General features: G+C 70.1%; 15 protein-coding genes. 4 read left to right on the top strand and 11 right to left on the bottom strand.

The annotated features are described in order from the left end of the window. Nucleotides 1–17: 17 nt before the first annotated feature. The 3 genes from rarD to pseB form a co-directional block, all read right to left on the bottom strand. Complete coding sequence (gene rarD / locus O4N75_RS01630; RefSeq protein WP_269627660.1) at nt 18–923, bottom strand: EamA family transporter RarD; 906 nt, start codon at nt 921–923, stop codon at nt 18–20. Nucleotides 924–1,043: 120 nt separating this feature from the next. Beyond that, a complete protein-coding gene (gene pseC, locus O4N75_RS01625; RefSeq protein WP_269629420.1) occupies nt 1,044–2,195 on the bottom strand; it encodes a UDP-4-amino-4,6-dideoxy-N-acetyl-beta-L-altrosamine transaminase in 1,152 nt (383 codons plus the stop codon). Nucleotides 2,196–2,200: 5 nt separating this feature from the next. Then, on the bottom strand, nt 2,201–3,259 hold the full coding sequence (pseB, locus tag O4N75_RS01620; RefSeq protein ID WP_269627659.1) for a UDP-N-acetylglucosamine 4,6-dehydratase (inverting): 1,059 nt from the start codon (nt 3,257–3,259) through the stop codon (nt 2,201–2,203). A 74-nt stretch (nt 3,260–3,333) separates the two neighbouring features. Between pseB and O4N75_RS01615 the strand changes: the two genes are divergently transcribed. Beyond that, nucleotides 3,334–3,762, top strand: a complete 429-nt coding sequence (locus O4N75_RS01615) for a hypothetical protein (RefSeq protein ID WP_269627658.1) — start codon at nt 3,334–3,336, stop codon at nt 3,760–3,762. Here the strand turns inward: O4N75_RS01615 and O4N75_RS01610 are convergent. The 3 genes from O4N75_RS01610 to O4N75_RS01600 form a co-directional block, all read right to left on the bottom strand. Next, nucleotides 3,755–6,052, bottom strand: a complete 2,298-nt coding sequence (locus tag O4N75_RS01610; RefSeq protein ID WP_269627657.1) for a molybdopterin cofactor-binding domain-containing protein — start codon at nt 6,050–6,052, stop codon at nt 3,755–3,757. The genes O4N75_RS01615 and O4N75_RS01610 overlap by 8 nt on opposite strands. Next, the gene (locus O4N75_RS01605; RefSeq protein ID WP_269627656.1) at nt 6,049–6,519 is read right to left on the bottom strand and encodes a (2Fe-2S)-binding protein; all 471 of its coding nucleotides are present in this window, start codon (nt 6,517–6,519) and stop codon (nt 6,049–6,051) included. Before O4N75_RS01605 ends, O4N75_RS01610 begins: the two co-directional genes overlap by 4 nt. A gap of 118 nt (nt 6,520–6,637) precedes the next feature. Then, nucleotides 6,638–7,270, bottom strand: a complete 633-nt coding sequence (locus O4N75_RS01600; protein ID WP_269627655.1) for a helix-turn-helix transcriptional regulator — start codon at nt 7,268–7,270, stop codon at nt 6,638–6,640. A 323-nt stretch (nt 7,271–7,593) separates the two neighbouring features. Here O4N75_RS01600 and O4N75_RS01595 point away from each other — a divergent pair, with 323 nt between their 5' ends. Next, entirely contained in the window at nt 7,594–8,361 is a 768-nt protein-coding gene (locus tag O4N75_RS01595; protein ID WP_269627654.1) for a LytTR family DNA-binding domain-containing protein, read from the top strand. Between the two features lie 11 nt (nt 8,362–8,372). On the opposite strand, the gene O4N75_RS01590 is transcribed toward O4N75_RS01595, so the two are convergent. The 3 genes from O4N75_RS01590 to O4N75_RS01580 are packed head-to-tail and all read right to left on the bottom strand — an operon-like array spanning nt 8,373 to nt 10,132. Then, entirely contained in the window at nt 8,373–9,149 is a 777-nt protein-coding gene (locus O4N75_RS01590; RefSeq protein ID WP_269627653.1) for an SDR family oxidoreductase, read from the bottom strand. Nucleotides 9,150–9,167: 18 nt separating this feature from the next. Next, entirely contained in the window at nt 9,168–9,476 is a 309-nt protein-coding gene (locus O4N75_RS01585) for a 4a-hydroxytetrahydrobiopterin dehydratase (RefSeq protein ID WP_267231906.1), read from the bottom strand. Beyond that, complete coding sequence (locus tag O4N75_RS01580; protein ID WP_269627652.1) at nt 9,473–10,132, bottom strand: HAD-IA family hydrolase; 660 nt, start codon at nt 10,130–10,132, stop codon at nt 9,473–9,475. Before O4N75_RS01580 ends, O4N75_RS01585 begins: the two co-directional genes overlap by 4 nt. A 91-nt stretch (nt 10,133–10,223) precedes the next feature. On the opposite strand from O4N75_RS01580, the gene O4N75_RS01575 reads away from it, so the two are divergent. Further along, nucleotides 10,224–10,595, top strand: a complete 372-nt coding sequence (locus tag O4N75_RS01575; RefSeq protein WP_269627651.1) for a VanZ family protein — start codon at nt 10,224–10,226, stop codon at nt 10,593–10,595. Then, nucleotides 10,592–11,425, top strand: a complete 834-nt coding sequence (locus O4N75_RS01570; protein WP_269627650.1) for a heme-dependent oxidative N-demethylase subunit alpha family protein — start codon at nt 10,592–10,594, stop codon at nt 11,423–11,425. Before O4N75_RS01575 ends, O4N75_RS01570 begins: the two co-directional genes overlap by 4 nt. A gap of 10 nt (nt 11,426–11,435) precedes the next feature. Here O4N75_RS01570 and O4N75_RS01565 read toward each other — a convergent pair whose 3' ends face one another. Together O4N75_RS01565 and O4N75_RS01560 are read right to left on the bottom strand one after the other, a co-directional pair. Next, the gene (locus O4N75_RS01565; protein ID WP_267234132.1) at nt 11,436–12,131 is read right to left on the bottom strand and encodes a response regulator transcription factor; all 696 of its coding nucleotides are present in this window, start codon (nt 12,129–12,131) and stop codon (nt 11,436–11,438) included. Further along, complete coding sequence (locus O4N75_RS01560; protein WP_269627649.1) at nt 12,128–13,603, bottom strand: ATP-binding protein; 1,476 nt, start codon at nt 13,601–13,603, stop codon at nt 12,128–12,130. Before O4N75_RS01560 ends, O4N75_RS01565 begins: the two co-directional genes overlap by 4 nt. Nucleotides 13,604–13,777: the final 174 nt, after the last annotated feature.

Raw genomic sequence — 13,777 nt, 5'->3', positions numbered from 1 at the left:
CCGTCACGCGCCGAAGATCAAGCCGCCGCCAGCATCCGGCTGCGCCGCCAGGCCCCGAACGCGAACACGGCCGCCCCGCCCCAGATGAAGGCGAACGAGACGCCGCGCAGCGGGGTGAACGCCTCACCCTGCATCACCCCCATCACGAAGGTCATGCTGGGGGCGATGAACTGCAGGAAGCCCATGGCCGAGAACGGGATCCGCCGCGCCGCCCACGAGAACATCATCAGCGGCAGGGCGGTCATCGGCCCGCAGGCCAGCAGCCAGGCCGCGGCGGCCGGGCTGGCGGTGAAGTGGCCCTGCCCCTGGCTCTGCAGCCAGCCGATCAGGAACACCCCGGGCAGGGCGAGGATCAGGCACTCGATCAGCAGGCCGGTCTGGGCCTCGGCGGCCACCCGCTTGCGGATGATCCCATAGGCGCAGAAGCTGGTCGCCAGGGTCAGCGAGATGATCGGCAGGTGGCCGAGCGCGAAGGTCTGGATCACCACCCCGACCCCGGCCAGGGCGATCGCGCCCTTGCCGATCACATCCATCCGCTCACGGAAGATCAGCGCCCCGGCCGCCATCGCCATCAGCGGGTTGATGAAGTAGCCGAGGCTGGTCTCCAGCACCCGGCCATTGTTCACCGCCCAGATGAACACCAGCCAGTTGACCGCGATCACCCCGGCTGACAGCGCCAGCCAGGCCATGGTCCGCCCATTGCGCAGCACCGCCGCCAGCTGCCTGGTCTGGCCGGCCAGCGCCACGAACAGGAAGGCGGTCGGCACAGCCCACAGCGTACGGTGCGCGAGAATCTCCCAGGCGCCGATCCCCAGCCGGCCCATGATCTGGAAGGCCAACGGCACCAGCCCCCAGATCAGGTAGCAGCCGGCCCCGACCGCGAGGGCCGAGCCGTTGATGCGGGCGGAGTCGTCCTGGGCCATGGCTGGCCTTTCATCGGTCGGGATGGGCGTGGAACCGGGCGAGACCGCGCCGGTCCCCTTACCTAGGCCGCGCCGTCCGCCGGGCAAGCGGAATTCGCGCGGATCTCGGACGCCGCGCTCTCAGAGCCCCAGCACATCCGCCAACGCTGCGACCACCCGATCGACGTCGTCGTCGGCCATGCCCGGATAGAGCGGCAGCGACAGGCAGCGCTCGTACCAGGCGCTCGCCCCGGGCAGCTCCAGCACGCCATAGCGTTCGCGATAGTAGGGCTGGGTGTGGACCGGGATGTAGTGGACCTGGGTGCCGACGCCGCGGGCGCGCAGGGCCTCGACCACCTCGCGGCGGGTGCGGCCGGCGGCCTGGAAGTCGATCAGCGCGACCATCAGGTGCAACACCGGGTCGCTCCAGTCGGGCCGGCTCGCCTGCACGACCAGCGGGGCCAGCGGCTTCAGCGCCGCCTCGTATCGCGCGGCCAGCGCCCGGCGGCGCGCGGCGAAGGCGTCGAGCTTGGCCAGCTGCGAAATGCCCAGCGCGCAGAGGATGTCGGGCAGCCGGTAGTTGAAGCCGATCTCCGGCATCTCGTACCACCACGGATCGCCGTCCTGCGGCCGGATCATGCCGTGGCTGCGCAGCCGGCGCAGGCGCTCGGCCAGCCGCGCGTCGTTGGTCGTGACCATGCCGCCTTCGCCGGTGGCGATGGTCTTCACCGGATGGAACGAAAAGGTCGCCATCGCCGAGTGGGCGCAGTCGCCGACCCGCTGCACGGTGTTGCCGAATTTCAGGCTGGAGCCCAGGGCGTGCGGCGCGTCCTCGACCAGCACCGCGTTCGCGCTCTTGGCCATCGCCTCCAGCGCCGGCAGCTCGGCGGTGTCGCCGCGCAGGTGCACCGGCAGCACCGCCCGCAGCCTGCGCCCGTCCAGCCGCGTCATCGCCTCGGCCAGGGTATCGGGGGTCATCAGTCCGGTCTGCGGATCGACGTCGGCGAACACCACCTCGGCGCCGACGAAGCGCGCGCAGTTGGCGGTGGCCAGGAAGGTGATCGACGGGGCGATCACCGCCTCGCCCGGCTGCACCTCCAGCGCCAGCATGGCCAGGTGCAGCGCCGCCGTGCCGTTCGAACAGGCCACCGCATGCTGCACCCCGACCTGGTCGGCGAAGGCGTCTTCGAACGCCTCGACCGTCGGGCCGGTGGTCAGGAAGTCGCCGCGCAGCGCCTGGGCCACCGCTGCGATATCGTCCTCGTCGATGGTCTGGCGGCCGTAGGGCAGCATGGTGCTCAATCCGTCGCCCGGCGGCGGCGATGCTCGGGCGCGCCATCGGCCAGCAGCGCCAGCAGCCCCTCGCCGCTCAGCCACTCGTCATTGGTGTCGCTGGCGTAGGAGAAGTTTTCGGCCACCATCGGATGGGTCTTGGCGTAGGACTCGCGGCCGAACTCCACGAAGGCCGGCTCGATGGCGTAGCGGTCGCCGAGGTCGACCGTGGTGCGCGCGTCGTCGGCCGAGATCATCATCTCGTGCAGCTTCTCGCCGGGGCGGATGCCGATCACCCGGACGCCGACACCCGGCGACATGGCCTGCGCCAGGTCGGTCATCTTCATCGACGGGATCTTGGGCACGAAGATCTCCCCGCCGCGCATGATCTCCAGCGACGACAGCACGAAATCGACGCCCTGGTTCAGGGTGATCCAGAACCGGGTCATCCGCGCGTCGGTGATCGGCAGCTCCTTCTCGCCGCGCGCCAGCAGCCGCTCGAACAGCGGCGCGACCGAGCCGCGCGAGCCGACCACGTTGCCGTAGCGCACCACCGAGAACCGCGTGCCGATGTCGCCCGACAGGTTGTTGGCCGCCACGAAGGTCTTGTCCGAGGCAAGCTTCGTCGCCCCGTACAGGTTCACTGGGTTGCAGGCCTTGTCGGTGGACAGCGCCACCACCTGCTTGATGCGGTTGGACAGGCACGCCCAGACCACGTTCTCGGCGCCCATGATGTTGGTGTGGATGCACTCCGAGGGATTGTACTCGGCGGCCGGCACCTGCTTCAGCGCTGCGGCGTGGATCACGATGTCCACCCCGCGCATCGCCAGGGTCAGCCGCTCGCGGTCGCGCACGTCGCCCAGGAAGAAGCGCATGCAGGTCAGGGTCTCGGGATCGAACTTCTCGGCCAGATCGATCTGCATCTCGTGCTGCTTCAGCTCGTCGCGCGAAAACACGATCAGCTTGCGGGGCTTGGCCCGCATCAGCACGGTTTCGATGAACCGGCGCCCGAAGGAGCCGGTCCCGCCGGTGACGAAGATCACCTTGCCGTCGAGGTCGAGGTTGGTGGCTGCGAACCGGCCCAAAAGCGGCGCTCCAATACAAGAACTGCGAATCGTCGCCGCACTGTCCAGCCAAGCTCGTAAAGAGAGCTCTAACCATGATGTGGCGTGGTGTCGCCATGGACCGTCGCCGTCTCCTCGCCCTCATGCTCGCCGCGCCGCTGCTGACAGCCGCCGCGCCGAAGAAGGACGAGAAGAAGAAGGACGAGAAGAGGACCGGCGTCGGCACCTATGTCGAGATCCACACCCTGGCCGCCAGCGTCATGCGCCCCAGCGGCCGGCGCGGGGTGCTGACCGTGCAGACGATCCTCGACGTGCCGGACGCCAAGCTTCGCGCCAAGGCCGAGCAGGTCGTCCCCCGCATCCGCGCCGCCTTCGTCCAGACCCTGCAGACCTACGCCTCGGGCATGACCCCCGCGACCCCGCCCAACCCAGACGTCCTCGGCCAGGCCCTGCAACGCGACGCCGACCGCATCCTGGGTCAGAAGGGCGCGCGGGTGCTGCTGGGAACCATGCTGATCAACTAGCGGCCTTGCGCGTCGTTGCGGCCAGCACGGGCGCCAGGTCCGGCGACATCGGCGTCCGCCTCAGGCGCACGCCCGTCGCCGCGAAAATCGCGTTGGCCAGGGCCGGCGCCAGCGGCGGCACGCCCGGCTCGCCCAGGCCGTTGGGGGGCTCGCCGGACTCGATGAAGCTGACGTCGATCCGCCGGGCCGCACCCTCCATCCGCAGCATCTCGTAGTCGTTGAAGTTCCGCTGCTCGACCTGGCCGTCGCGCACCGTGATCGCTTGGCCGAGCGCCGCCGACAAGCCGTCGTTGATGCTGCCTTCGATCTGGGCGCGCGCACCGTTTGGATTGATGATCATGCCGGCGTCGACCGCCGCGGTGACCCGATCGATCCGCAGGCGGCCATCGGCCACCGTCACCTCGACGACCTGGGCGACATAGCTCTCGAACGTGAAGTGCGCCGCAAATCCGCGACCGCGCCCCTTGGGCAGCGGCCGGCCCCAGCCGGACGCCTCGGCCGCCCGGCGGATCACCGCGGCGTAGCGCGCGGTGTCGAAGATTTTGCGCGGCATCTGCGGCAGGTACATGTAGCTGAGGGCGCCGCCGGCCCCGATCATCTCAAGCCGCAGCTCGACCGGATCCCGGTTCGTGGCGACCGCGATCTCGTCAAGAAAGCACTCGATCGCGAAAGCGTTGACGACGTGGCCTGGCGCGCGCCAGGCGCCGCGCGGGGCCGCCGAAGGCAACAGGTGGTACTCGACCTGCATGTTGGGGACATGGCCGGCCGGGAAGCCGTCCGGATAGTACTCCGTCAACCGCGGCGCAGGATCGCCGGCCGCGCCCGCCACCCGCGAATGCGTCGCCAGGCGGTGTCGCCAGCCGTCGATGCGGCCCCCTGGGGTCACCACCGCATCGAGGATATGGCAGGCTCCTGGCCGGTAGAGATCGTGCTGCAGGTCGTCCTCACGGGTCCAGACCAGCTTGACCGGGCGCTTCAGGGCGTTGGCGATGATGGCCGCCTCGGCGACCATGTCCTGGTCGTACTTCCGGCCGAAGCCCCCGCCCATGCGCGCCAGCGTGACATCGATCTGCAGCGGATCGACGCCGGTCACCGCGGCGATGGTGGCTGCGGCGGCGTCCGGCGCTTGGGTCGCGAGGATCGCCTGGGCGCGATTGCCGGCCGGATCGACCGCGACGACGGCGTTCGGCGGCTCCATGCAGGCGTGGGCGACCATGGCGGCCTCATACCGGGCCTTGATCGTTCGCGCGCCCGGGGCGCGCATGCCGGCGAAGTCCCCGTCCTTGCGGACCAGGTCGCCGGGGCCCGCCTCCATCTTCGCCCAGGTGTCGGCATAGGCGCGCGCAGAGCTTTCGTCGGCTGCAGCTCCGGCGCCCCGGCTCCAGGTGATCTTGAGCGCCTCGCGGGCCTGCAACGCCGCCCAGAGGGTCGTCGCCACGACCGCCACGCCGCAAGCCAGGGGCGTGCTCTGCGGGGCCAGGGGCGGCGCCGGCGCATCGGCGACCATGATCGGCACGAGCGCGACGACGCCTGGAAGCCCGAGGCCATGGCGCTCGTCCAGGCTGGCGACCTGGCCGCCCAGATAGGGACAGCGGGCGACGACGGCGTGCAGCATGCCCGGCATCTCCGCGTCGATCCCGAACAGCGGCTCGCCACGCACGATCCGGTCCGCATCCAGTTGGCGCTGCGGCTTGCCGACGATGGTGAAACGGTCTGGAGTCTTGAGGACGATCTCCCCGACCGGTTCAGGGCGCTTCGCAGCCTCGGCGGCCAGTTCGCCGTAGGTGGCGGTGAGGCCCGACGCGTGCCGGACGACGCCGCCGTGAGTGGCGAGTTCGCCCACCGGAACGCGCCAGCGCTCGGCCGCCGCTTCGAGGATCATCCGCCGGGCGCGCGCGCCGGCCTGCCGCAAGGGCATGAAACCGACCCTGACGCTGTTCGAGCCGCCGGCGGTGCTCTGGCCGGCCCCCAGGAAGGAGCGCGCCTGGCCCCGGGCGTTTCGCGCCAGGTGCAGCGGCATCGCCTGGATCGACACCCGCTCGAACGGTACGTCCAGCTCCTCGGCGATGAGCATCGGCAGGGAGGTCGACACGCCCTGGCCCATCTCTCCGACGTGGCAGCCGATGATCACCGCGCCGTCCGCCGCGATGCGGACGAAGGGGCCGATCTCGCCCACGAATGCCGCCGCCGCGCGGCCCGCCTGCGGGCGGGCGAACACCAAGAGAGCGCCAGCCCCGGCCGCGGCCTTCAGCAGATCCCGCCGGGACGTCGTCAGTCTCTCCGCGCTCATGCGGCACGCTCTTTCATGAGCTCGGCCGCGCGGCGGATCGCGGTGCGGATACGCGTGTAGGCGCCGCACCGGCAGAGGTTGGTCAGCCGAGCGTCGATCTCGTCGTCGGACGGGTTCGGCGTCTCCGCCAGCAGGCTGGCGACCGCCATGATCTGGCCGGCCTGGCAGTACCCGCATTGGGCGACGTCCTCGTCGATCCACGCCTGCTGCACAGGGTGGAGCGCGTCCTTCGCAGCGAGCCCCTCGATAGTGATCACCAAGGCCTGCTCCACCGCGCCAACCGGGGTGACGCAGGACCGAACGGCCTGGCCGTCGAGATGCACCGTGCACGCCCCGCACGCGCCGACGCCGCAGCCGAACTTCGTCCCCTTGAGGCCGAGTTGCACGCGCAGCACCCATAGAAGCGGTTGATCAGGCGGCGCGTCGACCTGTCGGGTCTGGCCGTTTATGCGAAGGGCGAAGGTCATCGGGGTCCGGAAGTCTGCGACGGAATAGGTCCGTGAAACTCGCATCCGACCGGCTCGACAACGCCGGTTTCCGCTAATGACGTTCGCTTTTCGCCAACGCCTGTCGCACGCTTGGGCTTCAGGCCGCCGCCGCGCAGTCCCACGGTGAGCGCAGGATGGCGTCATCCATCACGCGCCGGATCAGGTCGGCCTGGCGGCTCTCGCCGACCTTGTTGAATAGCCCGCGAAGATGGGTCTTGGCGGTGGATCGCTTCACGCCGGTGCGTTCGGCGTACTCGGCGAGCCGCTCGCCGGTCACGAGCGCCGACAACAGGCGGGTCTCGGCAGCGGTGAGTCCGAACGCCTGGCGCAACCGGTCAGGCGCGATGGTCGTGGATGGCGCCGTCAGGGCGACGAGCGCCATCGGCTCTCCTTCGGGGCAGCAGGCTGGCGCGATGCTGGCCGAGCGGCCGGCGGCGCCGTCCAGGCCTTCCAGCATCACCGTGCGGGGCGGTTCGTTGGGCGAGCGTGTCACCGCCTCGATTGCCCCGTGAAGTCGCGCGGTGTCCGCCCGCACCGGCCCCAGCAGCCGTTCGGCCTGAATGCGCAGGAGGCCGCCATCGATCAGGCGGCGCGCCACGTCATTGCAGGACCGCACCCGTGCTGCGCGATCAACGAGAAGCAGGGCGACCCCGATCGTATCCAGGGCCCCGCACATGGTCTGGATTTTGATCTCGCCTGAGCCGGCCTGGAGCTGAGCGGCGGCGCTCATGACGCGAAGCTCATCGTCGAGCTCGGTTCAATGCGCCTCCCCACCGGCGGCCGTCCTCCGAACGGAGGAAGCCATGGCCCTTCGCCTGCGCCAAACAGGGGCGCGGTCTGACGAAGAAGAAAGACCTGCAACTCCCGCAACAGCGACGGGAGCGGTTGATTAGGCGGCGCGTCGACCGGTCGGATCTGGCCGTCTATGCGATGAGCGAGCGTCATTGGGGTCCAGACGTATTTGCTGCGGAACAGGTCCGTGAAGCTCACATCCGATCGGCTCGACAACGCCGGTTTCCGCGAATAGCATTCGCTTTTCGCCAACGCCGCACGATGCCTTCGATCTCGCTTCGAACCTGGACTTCGCCGATCTTCACCAGCTTCTACGGGCTGATCGCGCTGGGGGTGTTTCTGGGGTTCGCCGGCCCGTTCGGCTCGTTTCAGTCCCTGGCCTCCCCCCAACGCTACGCCTACTGGTTCAGCCTCGTGGCGGCGGGCTACGGGCTGGCGATCGCCACCCTGCAGATCCTTCGTCCTGCGGCGCCGTTCGCCCGCCTGCCGAAGTTCGCCGCGATCGTAGTCCTGGGACTGATCTCGACCCTGCCGATGATGTTCGTCGTGGCGTGGACGCTCACATTGGTTTTCGGACGCTCGACGCCGCCAAGCGAACTGGTGTCGCTCTATTTTTCAGTTGCGACGGTCCAGTTGGTCATCGCCGGCATTGCAGCATGGCCGTTTCTGCGGCCGGCTCGGCCCGCCCCTCCTGAAGCAGGGCCAAGCGCCGATCAGTTCTTTGAGCGCGTGCCTGACCGACTGGGACGGGACCTGTTGGCCCTCGAGGCGCAGGACCACTACGTGATGGTCCACACGCGCCGGGGATCGGCCCTCATTCACATGCGGCTGAGCGAAGCCGTGCAGATCCTGCCGCCGCAGCTCGGCTTCCAGGCGCATCGGCGTTGGTGGGTCGCACGGGACGAAGTCGCCGGCTTGCGCCGCGACGGTCATCAGACGCTCATCGACCTGACCGGCGGTTTGACCGTGCCCGTGGGGCGAACCTTCCTCGCCGCCGTCCGCTCAGGCCTCGACGCGCGCAGCGCCTGAGCGCCCGCCCCTCACATCGCCGAGATGCCGCCGTCGAGCTTGATCTCGGCCCCGGTCATGAACTTGCTCTCGTCGCTGGCCAGATAGACCGCGGCGTTGGCCACGTCGTCCGGCTCGCCGATGTGGCCGAGCGGGATCTGGCGGGCCAGCTTGCCCTCGGCGACCTCCTTGCCGAGCTGGTCGCGCAGCCGGTCCAGGATCGGCGTGTCGATGAAGGTCGGGTGGATCGAGTTGGAGCGGATATCCAGGCCCTGCTTGGCGCAATGCAGGGCGATGCCCTTGCTCAGCAGCCAGACCCCGGCCTTGGAGGCGTTGTATGCGGGCGAGTTGTGGGCCGCGATCAGGCCGGCGATCGACGAGATGTTGATGATCGAGCCGGGCTGGTTCTGGCGCATGTACTTCAGCGCGTGCTTGGTCCCAAGGAACACCGAGTCGACATTGACCTCCATCACCAGCTTCCAGTCCTCGAAGGACAGCTGCTCGATGTTCCCGCCGCGGCTGATCCCGGCGTTGTTGACCAGCACCGAGATGCCGCCCATCGCCGCGTCGGCTTCCTCCAGGGCGAAGATCCACTGGTCTTCCTTGGTCACGTCCAGCGGAAAGGCGAAGGCGGCCCCCTCGCCGTGCTCGGCGTTGATGGCTTCGGCCACCGCCTGCGCGCCTGCGTGATTGATGTCGGCGACCGAGACCTTGGCGCCCTCGGCCGCCAGCCTGCGCGCCATGGCCGCGCCAAGCCCCTGGGCCCCACCGGTGATGAAGGCCTTCTTGCCCTCGACCCGTCCCGACATCGTCTCCTCCCTGGTTGGCTAATCCTTCGCGCCGGCCGCCTTCGCTGCTTCGTCCATGAAGCTCGCCATGGCGAGGTCGAGCTCGGTGACCCCGTCGGCGTCATGGGTGGTCAGCAGCACCTCGACCCGGTTGTAGACGTTGAACCACTCCGGATGGTGGTCAAGCTGCTCTGCGCGGATCGCCGCCCGCGTCATGAACGCGAATGCGATGTTGAAGTCGGCGAACCGGTAGGTGCGGGCGATCGCCTCGCGATCGCCGGGCGCCCGGCTCCAGCCCGGCAGCTTGGCCAGCGCCGCCTCGGCGCCGATCTTGGTTGGGCGGGTCACGCCAGCTCCTCATCCTCGAACGTCAGACCGGTGGCGGCGGCCAGCTCGGCCAGGGTCTGAGCCACGTCCACCACCTTGATCGCCCGCATGCCCAGGGCCGCGGCCGGTTTGCAGTTGATTCCCAGGTCGTCGAGGTAGACGCAAGCCTCCGGCGTCACGCCGAGCGCCTCGCACATCATCAGGTAGATCTTCGGGTCGGGCTTGCGCACCCCGGCCTTCGAGCTTTCGATGATGTGGTCGAACAGCGGCATGACCTGGCCCATGGCCCCGGCCGCGCGCTGCGGAGCGTCGGCGCCCGGGCTGTGGTGGGTGACCATGTTGTTGGTGATGCAGCCGACCTTGAAACGCGCCTTGCAGGCCTTCAGCGCCGCAACCATCCGCGGCCGCAGGTGACCCGACAGCAGCGGCAGCACGTCGGCGCCGGGGACCGGATGGCCGAGCGCGGTCGATTCCGCCAGGAACAGCGCATCGAAGCCCTGGGTGTCGATCTCGTTGCGCTCGAACAGGGCCCAGGCGTTGGTGTCGGGATTGGTCGAGTTGATCTTGCGGATCAGGTCCTTGGGCAGCCCATGCTCCGCCTCGTACCGCGCGAACGCCTCGAACGGCGAGGAGGTGAACACCCCGCCGAAATCCCAGATCACCGCCTCGATCGCCATCAATTTAAACCCGTGTTTGAATTTTCCCGGAAGCTAGCGGGCCAGGCGGGCTTTTGAAAGGCTCGCCGTCGCCGCGGGGCGCGGCTATCAGATGGACATGCACACCTTCTTCTCGTTCATCCCGCGGCCCCTGCGCGTGGCGATCTTCGGCGCCGCGGTAAGCGTGATCCTCTACCTGACCCTGGCCCCCACCAACGATGTTCCGGGCGCCAAGCTGGTCTGGGACAAGGCCGCCCACGCCATCGCCTTCGGCCTGCTGGTCGTCATCGGCCTGTTGATGTCGACCCATCGGCGCAAGACGGTGATCGCCTGCGTCTGGGGGCTGTCGGCCGGGATCGAGGTCGCGCAGGCGCTGATGCCGTTCGGCCGCCAGGGCGACTGGATCGACCTCTTCGCCGACACCGTCGGCATCGTGATCGGCGTCGGGCTCTGGGCGCTGGCGCGCCGCTTCAAGCCGCGATGAGCCTCCGCCACGCCCCCTTCGAGGAGGCCGCGGACTTCACGATCGGCCTGCGTCCCATCGCCGAAGCCGACTGGCTGGAAGGCGGCGAGGCCGATCCCGCCGCCCGCAAGGACCCGCTGGCGGCCGCCCACCGCGACATCGTCTGGGGCGAAACCGAGGGCTCCTGCCCCGGCCAGGCCGAGGCCGCCGAACTGGTCGCCGCCGCGCTCGGCGCTCTGCTGGAGGGCGGGGACCTGCCGCCGCTGCTGGCCGCCGCGCGGCGCACGCCCGACGACCTGGTGCTGATGGAGAAGACGCATGGCGAATGGCGGGTCAGCGCGCTGTCGCTCTGCGCCCCGACCTTCTTCACCGCCCATGAGGTGCTCGGCCGCGCGCTCGGCGACATCCACCGTCCCGTGCAAGGCTTCGAGCGCCGCTTCCTGACCCGCGTCGTGCGCATCTTCGACGGGCTTCGGCCGGGCCTGGTGCTGGAGCGCCGCAACTGGAGCGTCGTGAACTCCCCCGAGACCTTCACCCCGCAATCGGCCCCCATCCGCGCGCGGATCGGCGACATCGACCCGGCCCGCGCCGGCGCCGAACTGTTCGTGCGGGTCGAACGCCAGACCCTGCGACGGTTGCCGCGCACCGGCGGGGCGCTGTTCACCATCAGGGTGTGGCTCTCGCCGCTCGACGAGCTGGCGGGCGATCCGCCACGGCTCGCCGCCTTCGCCCGCGCCTGGGGCGAGGCGACTGCCGACTTCCGCGTCTACAAGCGGCTGGAGCTCTACGATGGGCTGGTCGCGGGATTTCTCCGCGGCCACGGCTTGCCGACCCGGCCGGGCAAGCTCTAGGCGGTGCGGCTCAGGCCTCGTCTTCCGGGGTCAGCCGGTAGCCGATCCCCGGCTCGGTCAGCAGGATCTTCGGGGTCGAGGGCTCTTCCTCGATCTTCTGGCGCAGCTGGGCGACCAGCACCCGCACGAACTGCGCGTCGACCTGGGCGTCCGGCCCCCACACCGCGGCGATCAGCTGGCGGTGGGTGACCACCCGCCCGCCGTAGCGCGCCAGGGTTTTCAGGAGGTCGTACTCGCGCGGGGTCAGCCGCATCTCCTCGCCCATCACCGCCACGCGGCGGGTGGCGAAATTGACCTCCAGGTCGCCGCTGCGGAACACCGCATGGGCCGAGAACCGCCGCTCGCGCCCGCGCAGCGAAGCCCGGATCCGAGCCAGCAGCTCGCCGACCCCGAAGGGCTTGTTGATGAAGTCGTCGGCCCCCTGGTCGAGGGCGGCGATCTTCTCGTGCTCCAGGTCGCGGGCCGACAGCACCAGGATCGGGGCTTCCGACCATTCGCGGATGCGGGCGATGACCTCCTTGCCGTCCATGTCGGGCAGGCCGAGGTCGAGGATCACCACGTCGCACGGCTCGCTGGCGAGGTACGCCAGCGCCTCGCCGCCGGTCTCGGCGGTGGCCACCTCATAGCCGGCCGCGCTCAGCGCCGGGCGCAGGGCCCGCAGGATCTGCTGTTCGTCGTCGACCAGCAGCAGGTGCGCGAGACTCATGGCCGTGCTCCCGGAAACCGCAGCGCCACCACCAGGCCCGGCCGCCCGTCGTCCCGCGCCCGCGCCTCGACGGCGCCGCCCATCGCCTCGACCAGGCCGCGGGTGATCGAGAGGCCCAGGCCCGTTCCCTGCTGGCCCGCCGCCGTGGCCGGCGAGCGGTAGAACTTGTCGAAGATCCTCGCCAGATCGGCGTCCGGCACCCCAGGGCCCTCATCCTGGACCTCGACCACGACCTGGCCGTCGGCGCGCCGCGCACAGACCTCGATCCGCGCGCCGTTCGGCGAAAAGCGGACGGCGTTCTCGACCACATTGGCCAGCGCCTGCTCGGTCAGGATCGGGTCGCCCAGCGCCGCCAGATCGTCGCCGCCGGCGCCCGCGACCAGCTCGCGGTCGCCCGCGCGCTTGCCCAGCCGCTGCACGACCCGGCCCACCACTTCGCTCATCCCGAAGCTCACTGGCTCGATGCTCAGCGCCCCGGCCTCCAGCTTGGTCATGTTGAGCAGGTTGCCGACGAACAGGTTCAGCCGTTCGGCCTCCTCCTGGATGGTCAGGGTCAGGTCGTCGCGCACCGCCGCGTCGAAGCGGTCGCCGAATTCCCGCAGGCTGCTGGCCGAGGCCAGGATCGCCGCCAGCGGCGTGCGCAGGTCGTGCGAGATCGACGACAGCAGCGCGTGACGCAGTTGGTCGGTCCGCTCCCGCGCCTGGATCTCGGCCCGCGCCCCCGACAGCCGCGAGCGGGCGATGGCCGCGCCGGCCATATCGACCAGCACGTCGACCAGCCGCTCGTCGTCGTCGGCGTGCAGCCGTCCGGTCGAACGCCAGGCCGCCAGCCCCAGGGCCTGGCCATCGGCGCGCAACGGCCTAAGCCGCCAGGCGTCGACCTGGCCGGGCGCGACCTGGGCCAAGGGGTCGGCGGCGGCGGCGGCCAGCGGCTCGGGCGGCTCGACCCCGGCCGGGGCGCTCCACCAGCGGCCGTTCTCGAACACCACAGCCTCGCGGCCGGTCTCGGCGATCCGGTGCGCCAGCGCCTGGCGCACGGCGTCCTCGTGGCCGGAGGCGGAGAATTCCTCGCTCGCCCGGAACAGCGCCCCGGAGGTCCGCGCCCGCGCCTCGGCCCGGCGCTGGGCCTCGCGCAGGCGGCCGGCCAGCCCGCCGGTCAGCACCGCCACCGCCAGGAACACCAGCAGCACCAGGAAATCCTCGGCCGAGGTCATGGTGAACTGGAAGCGCGGCTCGACCAGGTAGATGTCGTAGACCAGGAAGGCGACGGCGGCGGCGAAATAGGCCGGCCCAGGCCCCAGGGTGACGGCGGCGACCAGGACGCCGGCCAGGAACACCATCGACAGGCGGTCGGTGTCGAAGACGCGGTAGATCACCTCGGCCACGGCGGTCGACACGGCGACCATGCCGAAGGCCGCCAGATAGCGCAGCGCGCCGCGCGCCCGTGGGCCGATTGTCCAATCCCGCGCCATGCGGATCCTTGCAAAGCCGGGCGTCGACGGCGTCCGCCTGTCCGTGGGAACCCCAGGCTCGATAGTTGGGAGACGAGCGAGGCCGTCGACGGCCGGACCATGGCCGCAGCCGCTCGCCGGTTCAATTATGCCGGGCTTATGCGCTCGGCGCCCGTCCCGCCCTTATAAGCTTCT

The sequence above is a fragment of the Phenylobacterium sp. NIBR 498073 genome, from assembly GCF_027286305.1.
Lineage (GTDB): Bacteria > Pseudomonadota > Alphaproteobacteria > Caulobacterales > Caulobacteraceae > Phenylobacterium.
The sequence above is the reverse complement of the archived record's forward strand: the minus strand, read 5'-3'. Positions and strand labels throughout refer to the sequence as shown.

Bases quoted from the DNA above. Each gene is read 5' to 3' on its own strand.
- O4N75_RS01565 (WP_267234132.1), bottom strand. From the start codon at position 12,131: ATGAGTCTCGCGCACCTGCTGCTGGTCGACGACGAACAGCAGATCCTG.
- O4N75_RS01600 (WP_269627655.1), bottom strand. From the start codon at position 7,270: ATGAGCGCCGCCGCTCAGCTCCAGGCCGGCTCAGGCGAGATCAAAATC.
- O4N75_RS01570 (WP_269627650.1), top strand. From the start codon at position 10,592: ATGAGCCTCCGCCACGCCCCCTTCGAGGAGGCCGCGGACTTCACGATC.
- rarD (WP_269627660.1), bottom strand. From the start codon at position 923: ATGGCCCAGGACGACTCCGCCCGCATCAACGGCTCGGCCCTCGCGGTC.
- O4N75_RS01605 (WP_269627656.1), bottom strand. From the start codon at position 6,519: ATGACCTTCGCCCTTCGCATAAACGGCCAGACCCGACAGGTCGACGCG.
- O4N75_RS01595 (WP_269627654.1), top strand. From the start codon at position 7,594: ATGCCTTCGATCTCGCTTCGAACCTGGACTTCGCCGATCTTCACCAGC.
- O4N75_RS01610 (WP_269627657.1), bottom strand. From the start codon at position 6,052: ATGAGCGCGGAGAGACTGACGACGTCCCGGCGGGATCTGCTGAAGGCC.
- O4N75_RS01575 (WP_269627651.1), top strand. From the start codon at position 10,224: ATGGACATGCACACCTTCTTCTCGTTCATCCCGCGGCCCCTGCGCGTG.
- O4N75_RS01580 (WP_269627652.1), bottom strand. From the start codon at position 10,132: ATGGCGATCGAGGCGGTGATCTGGGATTTCGGCGGGGTGTTCACCTCC.
- pseC (WP_269629420.1), bottom strand. From the start codon at position 2,195: ATGCTGCCCTACGGCCGCCAGACCATCGACGAGGACGATATCGCAGCG.
- O4N75_RS01590 (WP_269627653.1), bottom strand. From the start codon at position 9,149: ATGTCGGGACGGGTCGAGGGCAAGAAGGCCTTCATCACCGGTGGGGCC.
- O4N75_RS01615 (WP_269627658.1), top strand. From the start codon at position 3,334: ATGATGTGGCGTGGTGTCGCCATGGACCGTCGCCGTCTCCTCGCCCTC.
- O4N75_RS01560 (WP_269627649.1), bottom strand. From the start codon at position 13,603: ATGGCGCGGGATTGGACAATCGGCCCACGGGCGCGCGGCGCGCTGCGC.